Source organism: Lysobacter sp., assembly GCA_013141175.1.
Classification (GTDB): Bacteria; Pseudomonadota; Gammaproteobacteria; order Xanthomonadales; family Xanthomonadaceae; genus Lysobacter_I.
In genome coordinates this window covers 2970455-2990443 of sequence record JABFRN010000001.1, presented here as the reverse complement: position 1 = coordinate 2990443, position 19989 = coordinate 2970455, and the positions used below count along the sequence as shown (strand labels likewise).

The 19989-nt window shown below is 65.7% G+C and carries 20 protein-coding genes; 6 read left to right on the top strand and 14 right to left on the bottom strand.

Going from position 1 to position 19989, the window contains the following annotated elements:
• Positions 1-3: 3 nt before the first annotated feature.
• On the top strand, positions 4-909 hold the full coding sequence (locus tag HOP03_13125) for a radical SAM protein (protein NOT89111.1): 906 nt from the start codon (positions 4-6) through the stop codon (positions 907-909).
• 172 nt (positions 910-1081) lie between these two features.
• On the opposite strand, the gene HOP03_13120 is transcribed toward HOP03_13125, so the two are convergent.
• From HOP03_13120 to HOP03_13095, 6 genes are all read right to left on the bottom strand, one after another.
• Entirely contained in the window at positions 1082-1261 is a 180-nt protein-coding gene (locus tag HOP03_13120) for a 30S ribosomal protein THX (protein ID NOT89110.1), read from the bottom strand.
• A gap of 195 nt (positions 1262-1456) precedes the next feature.
• Positions 1457-1894, bottom strand: coding sequence for a MerC domain-containing protein (locus tag HOP03_13115; protein ID NOT89109.1), 438 nt, complete (start codon positions 1892-1894; stop codon positions 1457-1459).
• On the bottom strand, positions 1884-2678 hold the full coding sequence (locus tag HOP03_13110; GenBank protein NOT89108.1) for a metal ABC transporter permease: 795 nt from the start codon (positions 2676-2678) through the stop codon (positions 1884-1886). Before HOP03_13110 ends, HOP03_13115 begins: the two co-directional genes overlap by 11 nt.
• A complete protein-coding gene (locus HOP03_13105) occupies positions 2675-3574 on the bottom strand; it encodes a zinc ABC transporter solute-binding protein (protein NOT89107.1) in 900 nt (299 codons plus the stop codon). The genes HOP03_13110 and HOP03_13105 overlap by 4 nt, the downstream gene beginning before the upstream one ends.
• Before the next feature lie 14 nt (positions 3575-3588).
• Complete coding sequence (locus HOP03_13100; protein ID NOT89106.1) at positions 3589-5016, bottom strand: hypothetical protein; 1428 nt, start codon at positions 5014-5016, stop codon at positions 3589-3591.
• 105 nt (positions 5017-5121) lie between these two features.
• Positions 5122-5553, bottom strand: a complete 432-nt coding sequence (locus tag HOP03_13095; protein ID NOT89105.1) for a MerC family mercury resistance protein — start codon at positions 5551-5553, stop codon at positions 5122-5124.
• 75 nt (positions 5554-5628) lie between these two features.
• Here HOP03_13095 and HOP03_13090 point away from each other — a divergent pair, with 75 nt between their 5' ends.
• A complete protein-coding gene (locus HOP03_13090) occupies positions 5629-7641 on the top strand; it encodes a TonB-dependent receptor (protein NOT89104.1) in 2013 nt (670 codons plus the stop codon).
• A 142-nt stretch (positions 7642-7783) separates the two neighbouring features.
• Here HOP03_13090 and HOP03_13085 read toward each other — a convergent pair whose 3' ends face one another.
• The gene (locus HOP03_13085; GenBank protein NOT89103.1) at positions 7784-8299 is read right to left on the bottom strand and encodes a transcriptional repressor; all 516 of its coding nucleotides are present in this window, start codon (positions 8297-8299) and stop codon (positions 7784-7786) included.
• Positions 8300-8369: 70 nt separating this feature from the next.
• Positions 8370-9785 carry a glutamate--tRNA ligase gene (gene gltX, locus HOP03_13080; protein ID NOT89102.1) on the bottom strand — a complete coding sequence of 472 codons (1416 nt, stop codon included), beginning with the start codon at positions 9783-9785 and terminating at the stop codon, positions 8370-8372.
• A gap of 236 nt (positions 9786-10021) precedes the next feature.
• Between gltX and lpxH the strand changes: the two genes are divergently transcribed.
• On the top strand, positions 10022-10765 hold the full coding sequence (gene lpxH / locus HOP03_13075) for a UDP-2,3-diacylglucosamine diphosphatase (GenBank protein ID NOT89101.1): 744 nt from the start codon (positions 10022-10024) through the stop codon (positions 10763-10765).
• Positions 10766-10831: 66 nt separating this feature from the next.
• Here lpxH and HOP03_13070 read toward each other — a convergent pair whose 3' ends face one another.
• The 4 genes from HOP03_13070 to folC form a co-directional block, all read right to left on the bottom strand.
• The gene (locus HOP03_13070; GenBank protein ID NOT89100.1) at positions 10832-11644 is read right to left on the bottom strand and encodes a ferritin-like domain-containing protein; all 813 of its coding nucleotides are present in this window, start codon (positions 11642-11644) and stop codon (positions 10832-10834) included.
• A gap of 106 nt (positions 11645-11750) precedes the next feature.
• Positions 11751-13220, bottom strand: a complete 1470-nt coding sequence (gene purF / locus HOP03_13065) for an amidophosphoribosyltransferase (protein NOT89099.1) — start codon at positions 13218-13220, stop codon at positions 11751-11753.
• A 60-nt stretch (positions 13221-13280) separates the two neighbouring features.
• Positions 13281-14339: a sporulation protein gene (locus HOP03_13060; protein ID NOT89098.1), complete on the bottom strand. Its 1059-nt coding sequence runs from the start codon at positions 14337-14339 to the stop codon at positions 13281-13283.
• Positions 14340-14419: 80 nt separating this feature from the next.
• Positions 14420-15694, bottom strand: a complete 1275-nt coding sequence (gene folC, locus HOP03_13055) for a bifunctional tetrahydrofolate synthase/dihydrofolate synthase (GenBank protein ID NOT89097.1) — start codon at positions 15692-15694, stop codon at positions 14420-14422.
• Positions 15695-15743: 49 nt separating this feature from the next.
• Between folC and HOP03_13050 the strand changes: the two genes are divergently transcribed.
• Positions 15744-16613 (top strand): hypothetical protein, encoded by an 870-nt coding sequence (locus HOP03_13050; protein NOT89096.1) that lies wholly within the window; start codon positions 15744-15746, stop codon positions 16611-16613.
• A gap of 106 nt (positions 16614-16719) precedes the next feature.
• Here the strand turns inward: HOP03_13050 and HOP03_13045 are convergent, their stop codons facing one another.
• Both HOP03_13045 and HOP03_13040 read right to left on the bottom strand, forming a co-directional pair.
• Positions 16720-17370 (bottom strand): histidine phosphatase family protein, encoded by a 651-nt coding sequence (locus HOP03_13045; protein ID NOT89095.1) that lies wholly within the window; start codon positions 17368-17370, stop codon positions 16720-16722.
• Between the two features lie 13 nt (positions 17371-17383).
• Positions 17384-18946, bottom strand: coding sequence for a phosphoglycerate dehydrogenase (locus HOP03_13040; protein ID NOT89094.1), 1563 nt, complete (start codon positions 18944-18946; stop codon positions 17384-17386).
• Between the two features lie 255 nt (positions 18947-19201).
• On the opposite strand from HOP03_13040, the gene HOP03_13035 reads away from it, so the two are divergent.
• Entirely contained in the window at positions 19202-19597 is a 396-nt protein-coding gene (locus HOP03_13035) for a DUF3224 domain-containing protein (GenBank protein NOT89093.1), read from the top strand.
• A gap of 133 nt (positions 19598-19730) precedes the next feature.
• Entirely contained in the window at positions 19731-19976 is a 246-nt protein-coding gene (locus tag HOP03_13030; GenBank protein NOT89092.1) for a hypothetical protein, read from the top strand.
• The last annotated feature ends 13 nt before the right edge of the window (positions 19977-19989 follow it).

Below are 19989 nucleotides of genomic sequence, written 5' to 3'. Positions count from 1 at the left end.
CGCATGGACGCACCGCAGATTCCCGCATCGCAGTTGAGCGCGCTCGAAGACGGCCTGCCTTCGGCGCTGTCGCTGCTGTATCGCGGCAGATTGAGCAGCTGCAATTACGATTGCGACTATTGCCCGTTCGCGAAAACCCGCGACAGTCGCGCGACGCTGCAGCGCGACGCCGCGGACCTCGCGCGCTTCGTCGATTGGGCCGCGCGGCAGACGACGACGCTGTCGATCCTGTTCACGCCGTGGGGCGAGGGGCTGGTGCGCAAGCACTATCGCGAAGCCATGATCGCGCTCAGCCATCTGCCGCACGTGCGACGCGTCGCGATACAGACCAATCTGTGCATCGGCACGCGCTGGCTGGAGCGTGTCGATACGCGGTCGTTCGCGCTGTGGTGCACGTACCACCCGAGCCAGGTATCGCTGCGCGCCTTCGTCGACCGCTGCCTGGACCTGCGCCGCCGTGGAATCCGTTTCAGCGTCGGCATGGTCGCATTGCGCGAATCGTTCGATGAGATCGAGCGCCTGCGCGCGATGCTGCCGGTGGACGTGCCGATGTGGCTCAACGCCTACGATCAGCGCACTGCGGACTATTACGATGGGGCCGATACCGCGCGGCTCACCGCCATCGATCCGCACTTCGGCTACAACCTTGCGCCGCCGCCCAGCGTGGGGGCGCCCTGTGCGACCGGCGAATCGGTGCTGTCGGTGAACGGCGACGGCGACGTGCGCCGCTGTCATTTCGTGGCCGAGCCGTTGGGGAATCTCCATGACGGCAGTTTCGCCGCACGCCTCGGGCCGAAACCTTGCCCGAATCCGGTCTGCGACTGCTTCATCGGCTATGTTCACCGCAAGGACCTGCCGTTCGCGCGCGATTACGCCGACGGCCAACTGGAACGCGTCCCGGCGCGCTGAGCCCGGGTTCCGCAGGATGCTTCGCAGGATCCGGAAAAGCGAAAACCCCGCCGGGGCGGGGCTCAATATCCTGAAAAGCGAAAACCCCGCCAAGGCGGGGCTCAATATCCTGAAAAGCGAAAACCCCGCCAAGGCGGGGTTTCTGCGCAACACGCCTGAACAGGTCGGTCGCTTACTTGGCAGCGACCTTCTTGGCCACGGCTTTCTTGGTCACGGCCGGCTTGGCAGCGGATTTTTTCACGACAGGCGCGGCGGCGGCGCCGGTCGCCTTCTTCGAAACCTGCAGACGGGCGTTGCCGTAGCTGGAGTTGTAACGCTTGCCTTTGGCCGTCTTGCGGTCGCCTTTACCCATGGGGATGACTCCTGATCTGATATCTGAATGATGTGACGGGCCCCGTGCCGCATCGGGCGGTGGAGCGAGCCGAGAAACCGGCATGCGCCGATAACGCGGGCTTTCCGGGCGCAAAGCCTAGCAGATTGCGGCCGGCTCGAAAAATCCTGCGATCAACGGGCCGGGACGACTGCCCTCCAACCGTGGCCGGATCGATCACCGCAGACCCGGCGATCCGGGCTCATGCGCGCACCCGGGGCCGTGGACATGGGCGTGGTCGAGCCGGAGATTGGCCAGATGCGCCAGCGCCACCAGAGTCCCGCCGGTGGCCATGACCAGCGCATGCAGCCACACCGACGCATGCAACGGCGGGTACAGCACACCGATCCAGAGCCCCGACAGACCCAGCAGCAGCAATCTGAAGGCACGGATGACCCGATGGCGGCGATAGCCGATGACCATGCTGAACACGCCGACCAGCGTTGCGAACAGCACGAACCAGACCTCGAAATCCTCTTTCAACCAGGCCGCCACGCCGAAAGTGGGCAGCAACACGATCAACAGCGGCAACAGCGCGCAGTGGGCCGCGCACAGCAGCGATCCGGTCGCTCCGATCCGGTCGAGGAGACGGCGGCGGCGAAGATCAGGCGGCATCGGCAGACGTTGGTGGGCGCGAATCGCGCGGCAACGGCAACCATTGCGCCAACAGCGCGCAGCCGGCCAGGGTCCAGACGATCATCGCGCCGCTGGGGAGGTCGAGAATGGCCGACAGCACGAGCCCGAGCGCATAACCGAGCGCCCCGATGATGTAAGCGGCGACGATGCGGGCTTTTCCGCGCATGCGGACGGTCGCCAGGGCCGGCACGATCAGGCTGGCGAACACCAGATACACACCGACCAGCTGTACCGATACGGTGATCGCCAGTGCGAACAGCGCATAGAACAGCAGGCCCCGCAACTCGCCGCCGCGCAGCCACAGCACCGCCAGCAGGACCGCAGACAAGATCGCCGCTGGCAATAGCTGCTCGTAACTGACCCACAGGATCTGCCCGACGAGCAGGTCTTTGAGGTGTTCGCCGCCCTGCGGATTGTTCGCGAGCAGCAGCAGGCCGCCGGTGGCCGCCAGCACGAACAGGGTGCCGATCAGCGGCTCCTGGTATTCGGGCCAGCGCCGGTCGGTCCATGCCAACAGGCCGGAGCCCAGCAGCGCGGCGGCGGCGGCGGCCAGTTCCACACCCAGACCGTGCTCGCCGATGCCCAGATACTGGGCGAGGATCACGCCCAGACCCGCGATCTGCGCGATCGCCAGATCGATGAAGATGATGCCGCGCGACAGCACTTGACGCCCCAGGGGGACATGGGTCGACAACACGATCAGCCCGGCGACGCAGGCCGGGCCGAGGATACCGGGATCCAGACCTTCCCAGTTGGGACTCATTTCGCCGCGCCGAGCAGTTTGTCGATGGTCGAATCGAACAGGCCGAACAGATCCTTCGCCTGCGCATCGCCCCCTACCGTATACGGCAGGGTCACCGCCGGCACGCCGGTACGCTGCGACAACCAGGCGGACGGTTTGCCGTCCTGGTAGGCGGCGTTGACGATCGCCAGCGTATTCACGGCCTTGGTGGTCGCGATCAGACCGGAAAGATGCGCGCTGGTCGGCGGCACGCTGGGCTTGGGTTCCAGCGCGCCGATCTGCTGGATGCCGAGCCAATCCCACAAGTACACCCAGCTGATGTGGTGGACCACGACTTTGCGACCGCGCAGCGGCGCCGCCCTGGTCTGCCAACGCTTCATCGCCGCCGTCCAGCGCGTGGAGAAGTCGCCCAGACGCTGCTGATAGACCGCAGCATTGGCCGGATCAAGCTGCGCCAGACGGGCATCGAGCCGCTGCGCGACGATCAGCACGCGACGCGGGTCGAGATGGATATGCGGATTGCCGTCCGGGTGCACGTCGCCGTTGGCGCGATCGAGCGTTGTCGGCTTTTCGAGGGTTTTCACCTGCGCGGCAGCCATGAACGAACCGGGTCCCGAAGCGACTCTGGTATTGCCCGACTGGCGCAGCAGCTGCGGCAACCAGCCGATTTCCAGCTGCGCGCCGGTACACACCAGCAGATCGGCGGCGCGCATCTTGGCGATCAGGCTGGGTTTGGCCTCGATCACATGCACATCCTGCAGCGCGGAGGTCGCGACATCGACATCGACCTTGTCGCCAGCGAGTTCGCGCACCAGCGAACCCCATTCCGGTTCGCAGGCGAAAACCTTCAACTTGGCTTGCGCCGGTGCGGCCAACAACGCGGCGACCAGCAGGACGGGAATCGCGATCGGTTTCATGGGCGGCGAACTTCTCAGAATTTGTGGGCGCCGTGGGCGCCGAGACTGGTCTGGTATTGCAGGGTGACGGCGTTGTCGCTGTCGTCGGCATTGGGTTTGTCGTGGCTGACCTGCAGGCGGAACAGGCTGAATTCGCTGTTGCGCCACGTCAGCTCGGCGCTGTGGCGCCAGGGATCGAAGGCACTGGCGTACGGTCCTGCGCTGTCCGCCCAGAGCCGGTCGTAGCGATAACCGATGTCCCAACTGCGGCTGAGGCGATAGACGCCTTCCAGATAGACACCGCGACGTTGTCCGTTCCACAGCGACGTGATCAGCGGATCGTTCGGATCGACGTATCCACCGTCGCGATCGTCGAGGAAATACTCGCCACGCACGGTGAAACCGCCATCCTTGAAATTACCCTGCGGCGCCCATTTCCAGGTGCCGTCGGCGATATACAGCGTGCTGTCGCCGCTGAAGCCGTCTTCGGCGCCTTCTGCGCGCGTATGCAAGGCCGAAATGCCGGCCAGCCATTCGTTTTCGGTGCCGGCCGCGCCGCCCAGATGCGCGAACAGCGTGCGCGTGCCCAGTCCGCCGCGCTGCGCGCCGCCGCTGGGGAAATTGTTTCCGCGGAACACTTCCGCGCCGACTTCCAGGAACAACGACGTCGGCGCGACCCAGCTCAGGCGGACGCCGTCGTCGCCGTACTGGTTGCCCAGGAACGCCTGATAGGCCAAAGGCCTGTCGAAGAAACCGTCGGTATGCGCGTGATGGCTGTTGAGATAGCCGATATTGGAAAAGAAGCGGCCGGCGCGCAGGCTCAGCCCGTCCGGCAGGGTCGTGGTCTCGATGTAGGCCTCTTCGATACCGACATCGTCCTGACCATCCTCGCTGCCGATCGCGAGCGTGATCTGGCCGTACAGTTTGTCGTCGATATTGGACGACAGCGTCAGCTCGCTTTCTCCGAGCGAGAAACCATCGGGGCTGGGTGCGCCCTCGCCCACCAGCGGAAACCCGGCACGCGCATAGGCATCGGAATCGAGCGAGTGGTGCGAATAACTGCCGTTGAGGATCAGGCTGATCGCCGGGTTGAAGGCGTTGGCGTTGGCGTTGGCGTTGGCGCCGCCGCTCCCGGATGCGTCCGCGGCGCTCAAGGATTCGACCGGCGGCGACATCGAATCCGACTCCGGACCCGCTGCCAGGGAATCGACCCCGTCCGCCGTTGGCGAGGCCGCGATCTGCACGCCATTGGCCTTGAGCGCACGCAATTCAGCCTGCGCCTCTTCGGCCGAAGCGGTGGCTTCGTCGGCCTGTTTGCGTAATGCGTCGACGCTGGACTGCAGCGCTTGGATCTTTTGTTCGAGCGCTTCCATCTGCGTTTTGGCGGGGGATGTTTCAGCCGCCGATGCCGGCGCGCACATCAGTGCCGCGAGCACGCCCAGACCCGATAACGACTTCTTCATGACGATCCCGGCGGCAGCCGTCTTTGATGAAGTTATAACGTAACAATATCCCGGGCGGGTTGCATCCTCTTTCCGCAATTTGCCAGGCGCGTTTCCCCGGGCCATTCATTCAGCGCTGGCCCGCGCGCATGGCTTCGAGCCACCGTTCGCTTCCGCTGCATGGGTGAGCCGCAGATTGAGCCAATGACCGGCCGCCAACAGGGTGCCGCCGAGCGTCATCACCAGCGCATGGCCGAGGGTGTGTTGATGCAGCCCACTGAATGACGCCAGCCAGACCAGCAGCAATCCCGGCAGCAGCACCGCCCAGGCGCGAAACGCCCGATGCCGACGCCAGCCCAGCGTCAGCGTGGTCGTGCCCAGCACCGTTGCGAACACGACGAAAGCCTGGTCCAGATCGACCCAGCCGACGGACTGCAAACCAAGGGATGGCAACAGCGCCAGCGCGAGCGGAAACAGCGCGCAGTGCACGGCGCAGAGCAATGACGCGGCAAACCCGAGATGGTCGGCTTTGGACAAGGCAGCAGGGGAATGGGGCATGACTTCTGGGGGATGCGGGAGCCGTAATGTAACATTATAACATCACTGCTCATCCCCATCCCGTGCGTTCAACCCATGCACAACTCTTTCCGTTACGTGCGTACCCCGCTCTTCGTCGCCATCTGTCTGGCGGCATCGGTGGCCAATGCGACCGAGCCCTCGACGATGAGCGACCCCAGGCACGACCCTGCCGAAGAACTCGATACCATCGTCGTCACCGCCAACCCCCTGCGCCTCACCGCCGAAGCGCTGAGCCAGCCGGTGGACGTGCTGGCCGGTGAGCAGTTGGATCAAGCCAAGTCGGCCACCCTGGGCGAAACGCTGGACAAACTGCCCGGCGTACAGACTTCGAATTTCGGCGCCGGCGTCGGTCGCCCGATCATCCGCGGACTGGACGGCCCGCGCGTCGGCGTGCTGTCCGGCGGCCTCAGCAGTCAGGATGTATCGACGATCAGCCAGGATCATGCGACAGCAGTCGAGCCCTTCCTGGCCGACCAGATCGAGGTGCTCAAAGGCCCCGCCACACTGCTCTACGGCAGCGGCGCGATCGGCGGCGTGGTCAATGTGGTCGATGGCCGTATCGCCGAGCGCCGTCTCGACGAAACCTTCGGCGGTCGCGCCGAACTCCGCTACGACAGCGTCGACAACGGGCGTACCGCGATGGCCCGGGTCGACGCGTCCGGCGCCGACGGCGCGCTGGTGCTGCATGCCGACGGTGTGTATCGCGACCAGGACGACTACGACATCCCTGACGGCAAGCAACGCAACAGCTTCGTCGAAACCCGCACCGGCGCGCTGGGCGCGTCGTACATCGGCGCGGATGGTTTCATCGGCGTGTCGGCATCGCGTTACGACAACCGCTACGGCAATCCCGGCGAGCCGGGCGATCCGTCCGCCGGCGAAGGCGGCGTCTCGCTGGACATGCTGCAGAACCGCTTCGAACTGAAGACCGGGATCAACCGCGATTTCTGGATCTTCGACGGCCTGCGCGGCAGCTTCGCAAGCACGAACTACGAACACACCGAATTCGAAGGCGCTGCCGTCGGCACGGTCTTCACCAACGACGCCAACGAAGGCCGGCTCGAACTCACCCACAAACCTATCGCGAACTGGACCGGCGCCATCGGCTTCCAGACGGGCGATCGTGTGTTCGAAGCGGTCGGAGAAGAAGCCTTCGTGCCGCGCACCAAGACCCGTTCGCGCGGCCTGTTCTGGATGGAGCACGGCCAGTGGGATGCGCTGCAGGTCGATCTGGGTGTCCGCGCCGACCGCGTGAGCAGCGACGCGGCAGGCCTGCGACGTCGCAGTTTCACGCCGATGAGCCTGTCCGCCGGCGCACTGTGGCGTTTCAACGATGCCTGGCGCGTAACCCTGAATCTGGATCGCGCCGAACGCGCGCCCGCAGAGGAAGAATTGTTCGCCGATGGCCCGCATGCGGCGACCGCGTCGTACGAGATCGGCGAACCGGGACTGCGCGAAGAACGCGCGAATCAGGCCGAGGTCGGCCTGCATTACCACGGCGCGCGTTTCGAAGCGAAAGCGGCGCTCTACGCCACGCGCTTCGACGGCTTCATTTATCTCGCCGACACCGGCACGTTCACCCCGCCGGAACCCGGCGCTGATCCGTTGCCGATCCGCCAGTGGTCGCAGGCCGACGCGAAATTCCAGGGGATGGAAGCCGAATTCATCGCGCACCTGCTGGACAACGAACGCGGCAAGCTGGATCTGCGCGCGTTCGGCGATCACGTCCGCGGCGAGCTGGACAGCGGCGAAAACCTGCCGCGCGTCGTACCGTCGCGTTTCGGCGTGGACTTGAATTGGAACGCCGATCGCTGGCGCGTCGCCCTCGGCGCAACCCGGGTCATGCGCCAGAACAACGTGGCTCCGGACGAAACCGCGACCGACGGCCATACCCTCATCGATGCCCACTTCGCATGGCATTGGGACGTGAACGACTACGGTGGAGAAGTCTTCGTCGACGGCAGCAACCTGGGCGATGTCGACGCCCGGGTGCACACCTCATTCCTGAAGGACAACGTCGTATTGCCGGGCCGGAATTTCGGGCTCGGCGTGCGCCTGTTCTTCTGATCGTTGCATCGATCCCGAAGTCCGGACACGGCATCGGGATCTTCACGGCGCCCCAGCACGTGCCGCGTGCCTGTCGATTCTCTCCCGGACAGGCGCGCGGCGCGTGCAACTTTTCAACGTCGTATCTGCGGCGGTCCGGAGATCAGGCGGCCTCAGCGCATCGCGCGCAAATGCCGTGCACTTCCAGGGTCTGCGCCTTCGGCTCGAAGCCCAGATCGCGTGCGCGCTCGTCGAGCGCGGAGACGACGTCCATATCCTCCAGCTCCACCGCGCTGTGGCAGCGATCGCAGATCAGGAACGGGACCGAGTGCTGCGCGGTGCTCGGATGGTGGCACGCGACGAATGCGTTCACCGATTCCAATTTATGGATGAAGCCGTTGGCAAGCAGGAAATCCAGCGCGCGATACACGGTCGGCGGCGCAGCGGCGCCGGAGCTGTCTTCGTCGTCGCTCTTGTCGATGCGGGCGTTGTCGACCCGCAGCTGTTCGAGCAGATCGTAGGCCTTGATCGGCTTGCCCTGCCGGGCGATGAACCCGAGCACCCGTGCGCGGATCGGGGTCAGTCGAAGACCGCGCTCCCGGCAGGCGCGTTCGACCGCGTCCACGAAGCTCGGTGCGTCGTGGACGTGGTGGTGGGGATCGGTGCAGGCGCGTGGCATGGGTGGATGATGGCGACGCAACGGCGCGGACTCAAGCGGTGCGGACACGATCGGCGCATGCGGGCGATGTTCAGCCTGCGATCTTCGCCAAGGCGACGTCGATCCGCGCCACCGCCTGCGCCTGCCCGGCCAGATAGACCGTGTGCGAGATGTCCGGGCTCACCTGGGTGCCGGTGATCGCCACCCGCATCGGTTGCGCGACCTTGCCCATGCCCACCCCCAGCGCCTCGGCGGTGGCATGCAGCGCGGCACTCACGCTGTCGGCCGTCCAGGTGTCGAGCCCGGCGAAGCGGTCGCGGGCATCGGTCAGCGCTGCCGCAGTCTCGGGCTTGAGATGCTTGGCGACCGCCGCCTCGTCGTATTCGGTCAGCGGGCGGTACCAGATGCCGGCGCGTTCGGCCATGTCCTTCAAGGTCTGCACCCGATCGCGCAGCGCCACCACCACGTCCGCCGGGGCCGGGCCCTGCGACAGATCGTAGCCCTGCTGCTGCAGATGCCATTCGAGATGTCGCGCGACCGCTGCCGGATCGTCGCTCTTCAGATACTGCTGGTTGAGCCAGCCGAGTTTGGCCATGTCCAGTCGCGACGCGCTGGGGTTCACGTCGTGCAACTCGAACAGACGGATCATCTCGTCGATCGAGAAGATTTCCTGGTCGCCATGCGACCAGCCCAGGCGGACCAGATAGTTCAGCAGCGCATGCGGCAGATAGCCGCCATCGCGATACTGCATCACGTCGGCGGCGCCGGTGCGTTTGGACAGTTTGGCGCCGCTCTCGTCGAGAATCATCGGCAAGTGCGCGAAATTCGGCACTAGGGCGGGAACGCCCATTTGAATCAGCGCGCGATAGATGTTGATCTGTCGCGGCGTGTTGTTGACGTGGTCGTCGCCGCGCACCACATCGGTGATGCGCATGTCGACATCGTCCACCACCACCGCGAAGTTGTAGGTCGGGTAGCCATCGGAGCGGAAAATCACCAGGTCGTCGAGCTCGGTGTTGGCGAACTCGATCGTCCCCTTCACCTTGTCGTCCCACGACACCACGCCGTCGAGCGGATTCTTGAAGCGGATCACCCGGTTGGGATCGTCGCGGAAACCGGCATTCCGCTCGCGATACGCGCCGTTGTAGCGCGGCTTCTGCTTCGCCGCCATCGCCGCCTCGCGAATGGCATCGAGTTCCTCCTTGGTCTCGTAGGCGTAGTAGGCGGTGCCGGCGGCGACCATCTGCTCGGCGACTTCGCGGTAACGATCAAGCCGCTGGGTCTGGTAGATCGGGCCCTCGTCGTAGCCCAGACCCAGCCAGTCCATCGCGTCGAGAATCGCATCGATCGCGCCCTGGGTGCTTCGCTCCTGGTCGGTGTCCTCGATCCTCAGCACGAACTGGCCACCGCTGTGGCGCGAAGCGAGCCAGCAGTAGAGCGCAGTGCGGGCGCCGCCGATGTGCAGATAGCCGGTCGGGCTGGGAGCGAAGCGGGTGCGGATGGTCATTCGGTTGGTGCCGGGGCGCGGGAAAGGCCGAATTTTACCTGTTCCGGCAGGTGTATTCCGGCCTTCGACGTCAGCAGCAAATCCTGTCATCCCGAGCCGCAGGCGGGGGACCTGCTTTCATGCTTCCTGTGACACACAAAAAGCAGGTCCCTCACCCCGATGGAGCAGGGGTTCGGGATGACAGTGGTTTACGCGCTTCCATTCACTGCTCACCGCCCGGCCACTACAATTCCCCCATGGCCACTTTCTTCATTTCCGATCTTCACCTCGATTCCGAGCGCCCGGAGATCACCCGTCTGTTCGGCGACTTCATCGACGGCGAGGCCCGCGGCGCCGATGCGCTGTACATCCTCGGGGACCTGTTCGAGGCCTGGGTCGGCGACGATGATCCATCCGAACCCGGCGCATTCGTCGCCTCGAAACTGCGCGCACTGGCCGACAACGGCGTGCCGGTGTATTTCCAGCACGGCAATCGCGATTTCCTGGTCGGGCGCGATTTCGCGCGGCGCGCAGGCATCACGCTGCTGTCGGAAAACGCGGTGATCATGCTCCATGGCAAGCCGGTATTGCTGATGCACGGCGACACCCTGTGCACCGACGATCATGCCTATCAGGCGTTCCGCGCGCAGACCCGCGACCCGGCGTGGCGCGCGCAGTTCCTCGCGCAGCCATTGGCCGCGCGCCTGGCGTTCGCCGCGCAGGCACGCACGGCAAGCCAGCAGCGGCAGCAGGCGATGAAGCAGGACGACCGCGCGCAGTTCGAGGCGGTCACCGATGTATCGGCCGATGCGGTCCGCGAAACGTTCGCCCGCTACGGCATCGATACGATCATCCACGGCCACACCCATCGTCCTGCGATCCATGTGCTCGATGTCGATGGCCGGAACTGCGAGCGTATCGTGCTCGGCGACTGGTATACGCAGGGCTCGGTGCTGCGCGCCGACGCAGGCGGCATGCAATTGTCGGCATTGCCTTTGTAGGAGCGGCGCGAGCCGCGATCGAACACTCGACGCGCGCACCATTGCCCATCGCGGCTCGCGCCGCTCCTACAAAACGCCTTCGACCGCACTCTGCAATGCCATCAATTCCGCTTCGCTGAAGCCGGCCGCGCTGCGCGCTTCGAGATTGAACGGACCGTAGAGCACGCCGCGACCGTATTCGGTCAACAGGCGACGGAACGTCGCTTCCGGTTCCACGCCTTCTCGTTCGCAGCACCAACGGTACCAGCGCGAACCTGCGGCAACATGGCCCACTTCTTCGCGCAGGATGATTTCGAGGATATCGGCGGTGGCATCGTCGCCGATCTGGCGCAGCTTGGCGATCATGCCCGGCGTCACGTCGAGGCCGCGCGCTTCCAGCACGCGAGGCACGAGCGCCATCCGTTCCAGTCCGCTGTGCGCGGTCTTCTCGGCCATTTCCCACAAGCCGTTGTGGGCGTCGAAATCGCCGTAGTCGTGGCCGAATTCATTGAGCCGCTTGCGCAGCATCGTGAAATGCCGGGCTTCGTCGTTGGCGACGCTCACCCAGTCGGCGTAGAAATCATGCGGCATCTCGCGGAAGCGATAGACCGCATCCCACGCAAGATCGATCGCGTTGAATTCGATATGCGCGATGGAATGGACGAACGCCGCGCGGCCTTCGGTGCTGCCGAACCCGCGACGCGGCAGTTCGCGCGGATGCACGAGTTCAGGTCGCCCAGGGCGCCCGGGCATGCGGATCGGTTCGGGCAATGGCGCGTTGTCGACGATGACAAGTTCGCCGCGCAAGAAGGCGTCCGCTGTTGCGAACGTACGCGCGATCTTGTCCTCCGGCGCCGAAGCGTGGAGACAGGCGTCAGCGGCGTTGAATAATGAATTCATGCGTGAACATCGTATCCATGGCTACTACAGGAGCGGCGACAGGCTTTTCTTATCCCCTTCGCGATGCAAAAGCATCGCGGCTCCCGCCGCTCCCACAGAAGTGAGGTCAGCTCGCCAGCCGCCGCTTCTTCTTCGCCTCGTCCGAACGCAGTTGCTGGATGCGCTCGAAGTAGCCGGGCTCGATGCCGGTGACGTATTCGCCGTCGAAACAGGAGCTGTCGAACTTTCTGCCGGGAAACTTCGGGCCGGCGACGGCGGCTTCGAGATCGGCCAAGTCCTGGTAGATCAACCAATCGCAGCCGAGCAGGGTCTGCACCTCTTCCTCGGTGCGACCGTGGGCGACCAGTTCTTCCGGCGACGGCATGTCGATGCCATAAACGTTCGGGAAACGCACCGGCGGCGCGGCGGAGGCGAGATAGACCTTCTTCGCGCCGGCATCGCGCGCCATCTGCACGATCTGCTGCGAAGTGGTGCCGCGGACGATGGAATCGTCGACCAGCAGCACGACGCGATTGCGGAATTCCAATGGAATCGGATTGAGCTTGCGGCGCACGGATTTCACCCGTTCGCCCTGCCCCGGCATGATGAAGGTCCGACCGACATAGCGGTTCTTGATGAAGCCTTCGCGGTATTTCACGCCGAGCGTGTTCGCGATTTCCAGCGCGGCGTCGCGGGAGGTGTCGGGAATCGGGATCACCACATCGATGTCGTGCTTCGGGCGCAGGCGCAGGATCTTCTCGCCGAGGGTCACGCCCATGCGCATGCGCGCCTTGTGCACCGAGATCTCGTCCATCATCGAGTCGGGTCGCGCGAAATACACGAATTCGAAGATGCACGGCCGCAGCTCGCCATCGGCGCACTGGCGGGAATACAGCTCGCCGCGCGGGGTGATCACCACCGCTTCGCCTGGCGCGATGTCGCGCACGCGGTCGAAGCCGAGGATGTCCAGCGCCACCGATTCGGAAGCGACCGCATATTCGCTGCCGGCGTCGGAATCGCGCCGACCCAGCACCAGCGGACGGATGCCGTGCGGGTCGCGGAATGCGACCAGACCGAGGCCGAGCACCACCGCCACCACCGCGTAACCGCCCTTCGCACGGCGGGTCACGCCTTCGACCGCGCGAAACGCGGCGTCGGGCGTGAGCACGCGCTGCTTGTCCAGTTCGTGCGCGAACACGTTGAGCAGCACTTCGGAATCGGATTCGGTGTTGACGTTGCGGCGATCCTGCTCGAAGACTTCGCGCCGCAGCGTGTCGGTATTGATCAGGTTGCCGTTGTGCGCGAGCGCGATGCCGAACGGCGAATTCACGTAGAACGGCTGCGCCTCGTCGCTGCCTTCGCTGCCGGCAGTGGGATAGCGGCAGTGGCCGATGCCCACGCGCCCCTGCAGCAATGCCATCGCTTTCGCGTCGAACGCGTCGCGCACCAGACCGTTGCCCTTGTGCAGGCGCACCTGGGTGCCGTTGGCGGTGGCGATGCCTGCAGCGTCCTGGCCGCGATGCTGGAGCACGGTCAGCCCGTCGTAGAGCGCTGCCGCGACGTCGGACGTACCGACGATGCCGAGAATGCCGCACATGATGTTGACTCCGGGAAGAGCGGTCGCGAACGGGCGGACGTGAAACTGCGGACGTGAAACTTACGGATGCGGGCGGACGATACCGTCGATGCCCGTTTTCGCTTTGATCTGTGACTTCAGCTGATCGGCTGCGGCACGGTCCAGCACCGGGCCGGCGCGCACGCGGGTCAGTCTGCCCTTGTCGGTGTTCACCGCCTCGGTGAAGGCGGTGAAGCCGGCGGCGCGGAGGCGCTCGCGCATCGCACCGGCTTCGGCGGCGTCGCTGAACGCACCGAGCTGCACCGCGAATCCGACCTTGGCGGCTGCGGGCGGCGCGACGGCGGGTTTCGGTGCCGGCGGCTTCGCGGGCACTGCAGGCTTGGTTTGCGCAGGCTTCGTTTCGGCCGGTTTGACCACCGCTGGCTTCGCGGCAACCGGCTTCGTCTCGGCCGGCTTGGGCTCCGGCTTCGCAGCGACTGGCTTCGGCGTTTCAGCCGCAGCCACTGGCTGTGGCGGGGCGACTGCCGGCGCAGGCTCGGCATCCAGTGTCACCACCTTCACCGGCACATCGCTGCGCACTTCGAGCGCCTTCAATCGCACCGATTCGGCTTCGGCCCGGGTCGCGTATGGGCCGATGCGCACCCGGAACGCTGGCTTGCCGTTGACGGTCGTGGCTTCGCTGTAGGCCGGCAATTGCGCGGCCTTGGCCGACGCGACCACGGTGTCGGCACCCTTCTGGCTGGCATACGCGCCGAAATGCACGGCGTAGTCGCCGCCGGCAGCGGTGGCAGGCAGTGCAGATGCGGTGGCTGCGGGATCGGAGGACACGGGTTGATCGGCGCCGGTCGCGGCCGGGTCGGCAGCGGCTGCCGTCGTGGGCGTGGGCGCAGTAGCGGTGGATGGCCGATCGACCGGCGTCGTATCCATGCCGACCGCACCACCCTTGGGTACTTCGCCGGGCATGACCAGCGGCAACTCACGGGTTTCGAGCTCGCCTTCCGGGCCGTCGGGCATCTTGATCGACACGTCCGAGACGCCGCTGTCGGGCGCCGGGCCTTTGACCAGCATCGGCAGGAAAATCACCGCAAGGGCAACGAGTACGGCGGCGCCGATGAGGCGCTGCTTGAGTCCAGTGTCCATCGGCATCCGGAGGAAGAGGGAGCGGGCGAATTATACGCCGGCCCCGGGCACGACCGACCGGGCAGCGGCGCACGTATCGTTCAGGCCGTGGCGAGCGCGTCCAGCGCGGCGGCGGCGGTATGGAACGAGCCGAACACCAGAATCCGTGCGCCCGGGACAGCCTCATGACGCGCGGCGGCCAAGGCATGCGCGACTTCGGGACACCGGACCCCATCCGCCGCTGCCGTACCCGCGAGCCGTTCGGCGAACGCATCCACGCTCAGCCCGCGCGGTCCGGCATCGGCCAGTCCGGCCAGCCACCAGCGGTCGATCCGCCCTTCCAGCGCCGCGATCACGCCGGCGATATCCTTGTCGCCCAAGGCTGCGAACACCGCGTGCGTGGGGCCGGCGACCGGCGACGCCTCCAGCCACGCCGCCAACGCACGCGCCGCCTGCGGGTTGTGGCCGACATCGACCACGATCTCGACGCCGTCGCGCACGAACCGCTGCAGCCGCGCCGCGATCTGCGCATCGCGCACACCCGCGATGAACGCAGCCTCCGGCAGATCCACCGGCAGCGCACGCAGCGCGGCGATCGCCACGGCGGCATTGCGCAGTTGCACCGGCGCGGCCAGCTGCGGCATCGGCAGTTCGAGTTCGCAGCCGATCTCGCGCCAGCGCCAGTGCTGCGGATCGTCTTCGATGCGCTCGAAAAAGAAATCACAGCCGATCCGCACCGCCGATGCACCGATGGCATAGGCATGGCCCAGCACGCTCGACGGCGGGTCGTCGTCGCCCAGCACCAGCGGCTTCCAGGCGCGGGCGATGCCCGCCTTCTCGAGGCCGATGGTCTCGATGGTATCGCCGAGCCAATCCTGATGGTCGAGGTCGACCGTGGTGATCGCGGCGACATCGGCATCGACAAGATTCACCGCATCGAGTCGGCCACCGAGGCCGACTTCGAGAATGGCAATATCCAGATCGCGGCCTGCGAACAGCCACAAAGCGGCGAGCGTGCCGTATTCGAAATAGGTGAGCGCAGCGTCGCCGCGCGCGGCTTCGACCGCCTCGAACGCGGCGACCAGCGATGCGTCGTCGACGTCTTCGCCATCGATGCGCACGCGTTCGTTGTAGCGCAGCAGATGCGGCGAGGTGTAGGCGCCGACCCGCCAACCCGCAGCGCGGGCGATGGCTTCGATGAACGCGACCGTCGAGCCCTTGCCGTTGGTGCCTGCAATCGTGATGACATGGCGCGCGGGCCTGGGCAACGCCATGCGTTCGGCGACGGCGCGAACGCGCTCCAGTCCCATTGCAATCGTTTTCGGGTGCTGGCGCTCGATGTAGCCGAGCCAATCGGAGAGGGTGCGGGTTGTCATGCGGCTATTATCGCGATGCCCTGCCCCTGCGGCCATCGTGAGATCACAGATGTCGAACACAACCCCGATCCTCGGCTCGATGCGCTTCGGCGAATGGGGCGCGCGGCTGTCGCCGCAGGCCGTGGCCGAGCTGTTGGAAGCCGCGCTCGATCTCGGCATCGACACCCTCGATCTGGCCGACATCTACGGCGGCCACACCACCAATGCGCTGGTCGGCGCCGCGTTCGCGCTGCGCCCGGGGCTGCGCGCGCGATTCAAACTGATCGCCAAGATCGGCATCGTCATGACCAGCAGCCCGGACAACCCGCGCGGTGTGCAGCACTACGATCTTTCGGTCGAACATCTGCAACGCACGCTCGGCGGCACGTTGTCCGCGCTCCATACCGATCGCGTCGACACGCTGATGCTGCATCGCTTCGATCCGCATCTGCAGCCTGCCGCCATCGCGGACTGGGTGCGCTACGAGCAACGCGAAGGCCATGTCGGCGACTTCGGCGTGTCCAATGTCGATGCGCATGCCATCGCGCTGTTCGACGTGCATCTGCCGGTGGTCGCGAATCAAATCGAGCTGTCGCTCGCGAACAGCGCAGCGCTGGACGACGGCACGCACAGCGCAACCCGCGCACGGGGTGCGGAAGTACAGGCGTGGTCGCCGCTCGGCGGCGGCGATCTGCTCGATCCGCAGTCGCAGATCGGCGGTCGCGTGTACGAGCGTCTGCAGACGATGAGCCGCGAATTCGGGCTTGATGCCGCATCGCTGCTGCTACGCTGGGTGGCGTCGCTGCCGTCAACGCGTGTGGTCATCGGCAGCACGAAGATCGAACGACTCCGCGATGCGGTGCATGCCTGCGCCGAACCGCTGCCGCGCGATGCGTGGTACGCATTGTGGGAAGCGGCGCGGGGGAAAGCTGTGCCTTGAAAGCGCCCCTCATCCGGCCTTCGGCCACCTTCTCCCCGTTTCACGGGGAGAAGGAAGAAGAAAACGCCACGAGCGAAGGATGGATCGCTTTACAGGATGGATCGCTTTACAACGCCCGATGCACCGCTTCGCCGAACAGCGCGGTGTGGTGCGCGCAGTCGTTGAGGCGGACGATGTCGAGCCGTTCGACATCCGGGCCTTCCAGCAGATTCAGCGTGGTCGGCGCCTGGCGGAACGTCCACAGCTTCGCGAACGGAATGCCGAGCAGACGACACAGCAGCACGCGGTTGACGGCATCGTGCGCGACCACCAGCAGGGTGTCATCGTCGCCGAGGCCTTCGGTGGCGCGTGCGAATGCCGGCCACGCGCGATCGAAGACCATCTGCAGCGATTCGCCTCCGGCACCGGGCATCAGCACGGTGTCGGGGGCGTCGCGCCACGCCTGCAGGCGTTCGCCATCGCGATCGCGGATTTCGCTGGCAAGCAGGCCTTCCCACGTGCCATGCGCGATTTCCATCAGGCCGGCATCGGTCATCAGCTGTGATTTGCGCGGATCTCCGAGCGCGAACTCGGCGGTGGTTTTCGCGCGGACCAGCGGCGATGCGACCGCGCGATCGATGCGGACGTCGGCAAGCCGCGCACCGAGCGCGCGCGCCTGCGCTTCGCCCACGGGCGAAAGTGGGATGTCTTCCTGGCCCTGATAGCGGCCTTCGGCGTTCCACGGCGTTTCGCCGTGACGTGCGAGGAGGATGCGCATGGAGATCTCCGCCTCAGACCTGCTGGATCGACAACACGCCCGGCACTGCTTTCAGTACCGCGATCTGTGCATCGGTCAAGGGCTTGTCGACGGTGATCGCGGCGCGCGCCTGGCCATCGCCGGCGGCACCCAGCGCGAAGTTGATGATGTTCACGCCAGCCGCGCCGAGCTGGGAACCGACCTGACCGATCATGCCGGGGCGATCCTCGTTGCGCATCAACAGCACGTGCGCGAGCGGATCGAATTCGATCTCGACGCCGTCCAGGCGCACCACGCGCGGACCGCGATGCAGCGTGGCTTCGATCTCGCGGGTGCGGTTGTCGCCGACCACGCGCACGCGCAGCAGACGATCGAAACCGTCGCCATCGCCGCCGACGGTTTCGGCCACCGTCAATCCACGCGCAGCGGCTTCCTGCAGCGCATTCACCGGGGTGACGCGGCCCGAGGATGTACCGAGCAACGCCGCCACCAGCAGGCGCGTCAGCGGGCGGGTGTCCAGCGCTTCCGTCCGCCCGGCATAGGTGATTTCCAGACGCGTCGGCGCGCGCACCAGACGCACCGCAAGGCGACCGAGCGACGACATCAGCGGCATCCATGGTCCCACTTCACGCGCGGCCTCGGCAGTGAGCGGCGGCAGGTTGACGCAGCCGGCAACCGCGCCGGTGGCCGCGAAATCGATGATCTGTTTCGCGAGGATCGTGCTCACCGCCTGCTGCGCTTCGCTCGTCGATGCGCCGAGATGCGGGGTGAGGATCAACTTCGGATGCGCGCGCAAAGGCGAATCGGCCTGCAGCGGCTCGGTGACGAAGGTATCGAGCGCGGCTCCGGCAAGATGGCCTTCGTCGAGCAGGCGCAGCAACGCATCTTCGTCGACCAGACCGCCGCGCGCGGCGTTGACCAGATACGCGCCCTTCTTCATCGCGCGCATCTGCGCTTCGCCGATGAGGTTGGTGGTTTCTTTGGTGCGCGGGATATGCAGGGTGATGATGTCGGCCCACGCCAGCAGTTCGTCCAGCGATTTCAGCGCGACGCTGCCTTTGCCCGCGGCCGAAGCCGGCAGGAACGGATCGAACGCGGCCACATCCATGCCGATGCCCTGCGCCTTGCGCGCGACGGTGCTGCCGATGCGGCCGAGGCCGATGACACCGAGACGCTTGCCTTCGAGTTCGAAACCGGTCAAACCGGCTTTGGGCCACAACCCGGCCTTCATGCCCGCGTCGGCCTTGGGCACATGGCGCGCCAGCGAAAACAGCAGCGAAATCGCGTGCTCGGCGGCGGCGAGCGTGTTGCCATCGGGCGCGTTCATCACCGCGATGCCCTTCGCCGTGGCGGCATCGACGTCGATGGTATCGACGCCTGCACCGGCGCGGCCGATCACCTTCAACTGCTTCGCGCCTTCGATGGATTCGGCCGTGATCAGCGTCGACGAACGCACGAGCACCGCATCGACGTCGGCGAGTGCGACGGCCAGTTTGGCGGGGTCTTTGATCGGATCGGAGATTTCGACGGTCCAACCGGCGTCGCGAAACATCGCCAGACCGTCTTCGTGGATTCCGTCGCATGCCAGTACTTTCATCGTCAGCTCCTAGTGGGGAAGGTATCCCGCGGAGCCCTGCAAGCCGGCACAACGCTGACGATGTAGCTGAATGGGGATGCCGGACGATCATGTTCGATCGAAGGGCAGTCACCTGCGTGTCGGAAAACGGGGCCGGCTGGCATGGGAATCCGCGACAGCCGACAGACTAGCAGACCACGCCAGTGCTGCAAAGGGCGCTCGCACTCCCCTCTCGAACACGGCATGCTCTTGCAATCGAAATCATCGGAGAAGGGCATGCCCCAGGTCAAAGGCGAGTTCGACGTCCGTCGCAGCGCGGAACCCGGCTGCGACCTCGGCGATGGCATGGAAGCGATGCACAACCGCTTCGACAAGATGTTCCATGGGCCGCTGGACGCCATCAGCGTCGTGCATATGCTCGCGGTCATGACACCGACACCGGGCTCTGCCGCATACGTGGCGGTGGAGCGCATCGTCGGCACGCTCGAGGGGCGTGCCGGCGCGTTCTGCATGCACCACACCGGAGTCATGGATCGGGGCACACCGTCGCTGATCGTGTCGGTGGTCCCGGATTCCGGCACCGAAGCACTGACCGGGCTGCGCGGCACGCTCGCGATCGACATCGTCGACGGCAAGCATCTCTATACCTTCGACTATGCCCTGCCCGCCTGAACGAGGCATCGCCCGGAATCTGAACGCATCACTCGCGAAGACTGCCGAGGACATAACGTTTTCGGAAGCGGAGCGGCGCTAGAGTCGGGTGGCCGGAATCCCCGGCAGGACTTCAAGAGAAAAGGAACGCACGATGAAAACTTCGATCCAGCGTCGCAGCGCGAAGATCGCGCTGGCTCTCGCCGCTGCCTGCGTGATCGGTGCGGCGATCGCCGCTGCCCCCGGCCCCACGTCGAACGGCGAGTTCTATTACTACTTCGATGCAAGCGGCAAGACCATCGGTTACCGCGCGATCAATTGCAACGGCACATTCGTTTCCTGGGGCAAGACCAGCGCGCGCTATTCCAACGGCTACGCGATCTGCGACCCCGTGGACTGATCCGCAGCGCACA

What these genes read in the sequence shown, in the direction of transcription:
- HOP03_13125 (NOT89111.1), top strand. Translation starts at nt 4, where the DNA reads ATGGACGCACCGCAGATTCCCGCATCGCAGTTGAGCGCGCTCGAAGAC.
- HOP03_13120 (NOT89110.1), bottom strand. Translation starts at nt 1,261, where the DNA reads ATGGGTAAAGGCGACCGCAAGACGGCCAAAGGCAAGCGTTACAACTCC.
- HOP03_13115 (NOT89109.1), bottom strand. Translation starts at nt 1,894, where the DNA reads ATGCCGCCTGATCTTCGCCGCCGCCGTCTCCTCGACCGGATCGGAGCG.
- HOP03_13110 (NOT89108.1), bottom strand. Translation starts at nt 2,678, where the DNA reads ATGAGTCCCAACTGGGAAGGTCTGGATCCCGGTATCCTCGGCCCGGCC.
- HOP03_13105 (NOT89107.1), bottom strand. Translation starts at nt 3,574, where the DNA reads ATGAAACCGATCGCGATTCCCGTCCTGCTGGTCGCCGCGTTGTTGGCC.
- HOP03_13100 (NOT89106.1), bottom strand. Translation starts at nt 5,016, where the DNA reads ATGAAGAAGTCGTTATCGGGTCTGGGCGTGCTCGCGGCACTGATGTGC.
- HOP03_13095 (NOT89105.1), bottom strand. Translation starts at nt 5,553, where the DNA reads ATGCCCCATTCCCCTGCTGCCTTGTCCAAAGCCGACCATCTCGGGTTT.
- HOP03_13090 (NOT89104.1), top strand. Translation starts at nt 5,629, where the DNA reads ATGCACAACTCTTTCCGTTACGTGCGTACCCCGCTCTTCGTCGCCATC.
- HOP03_13085 (NOT89103.1), bottom strand. Translation starts at nt 8,299, where the DNA reads ATGCCACGCGCCTGCACCGATCCCCACCACCACGTCCACGACGCACCG.
- gltX (NOT89102.1), bottom strand. Translation starts at nt 9,785, where the DNA reads ATGACCATCCGCACCCGCTTCGCTCCCAGCCCGACCGGCTATCTGCAC.
- lpxH (NOT89101.1), top strand. Translation starts at nt 10,022, where the DNA reads ATGGCCACTTTCTTCATTTCCGATCTTCACCTCGATTCCGAGCGCCCG.
- HOP03_13070 (NOT89100.1), bottom strand. Translation starts at nt 11,644, where the DNA reads ATGAATTCATTATTCAACGCCGCTGACGCCTGTCTCCACGCTTCGGCG.
- purF (NOT89099.1), bottom strand. Translation starts at nt 13,220, where the DNA reads ATGTGCGGCATTCTCGGCATCGTCGGTACGTCCGACGTCGCGGCAGCG.
- HOP03_13060 (NOT89098.1), bottom strand. Translation starts at nt 14,339, where the DNA reads ATGGACACTGGACTCAAGCAGCGCCTCATCGGCGCCGCCGTACTCGTT.
- folC (NOT89097.1), bottom strand. Translation starts at nt 15,694, where the DNA reads ATGACAACCCGCACCCTCTCCGATTGGCTCGGCTACATCGAGCGCCAG.
- HOP03_13050 (NOT89096.1), top strand. Translation starts at nt 15,744, where the DNA reads ATGTCGAACACAACCCCGATCCTCGGCTCGATGCGCTTCGGCGAATGG.
- HOP03_13045 (NOT89095.1), bottom strand. Translation starts at nt 17,370, where the DNA reads ATGCGCATCCTCCTCGCACGTCACGGCGAAACGCCGTGGAACGCCGAA.
- HOP03_13040 (NOT89094.1), bottom strand. Translation starts at nt 18,946, where the DNA reads ATGAAAGTACTGGCATGCGACGGAATCCACGAAGACGGTCTGGCGATG.
- HOP03_13035 (NOT89093.1), top strand. Translation starts at nt 19,202, where the DNA reads ATGCCCCAGGTCAAAGGCGAGTTCGACGTCCGTCGCAGCGCGGAACCC.
- HOP03_13030 (NOT89092.1), top strand. Translation starts at nt 19,731, where the DNA reads ATGAAAACTTCGATCCAGCGTCGCAGCGCGAAGATCGCGCTGGCTCTC.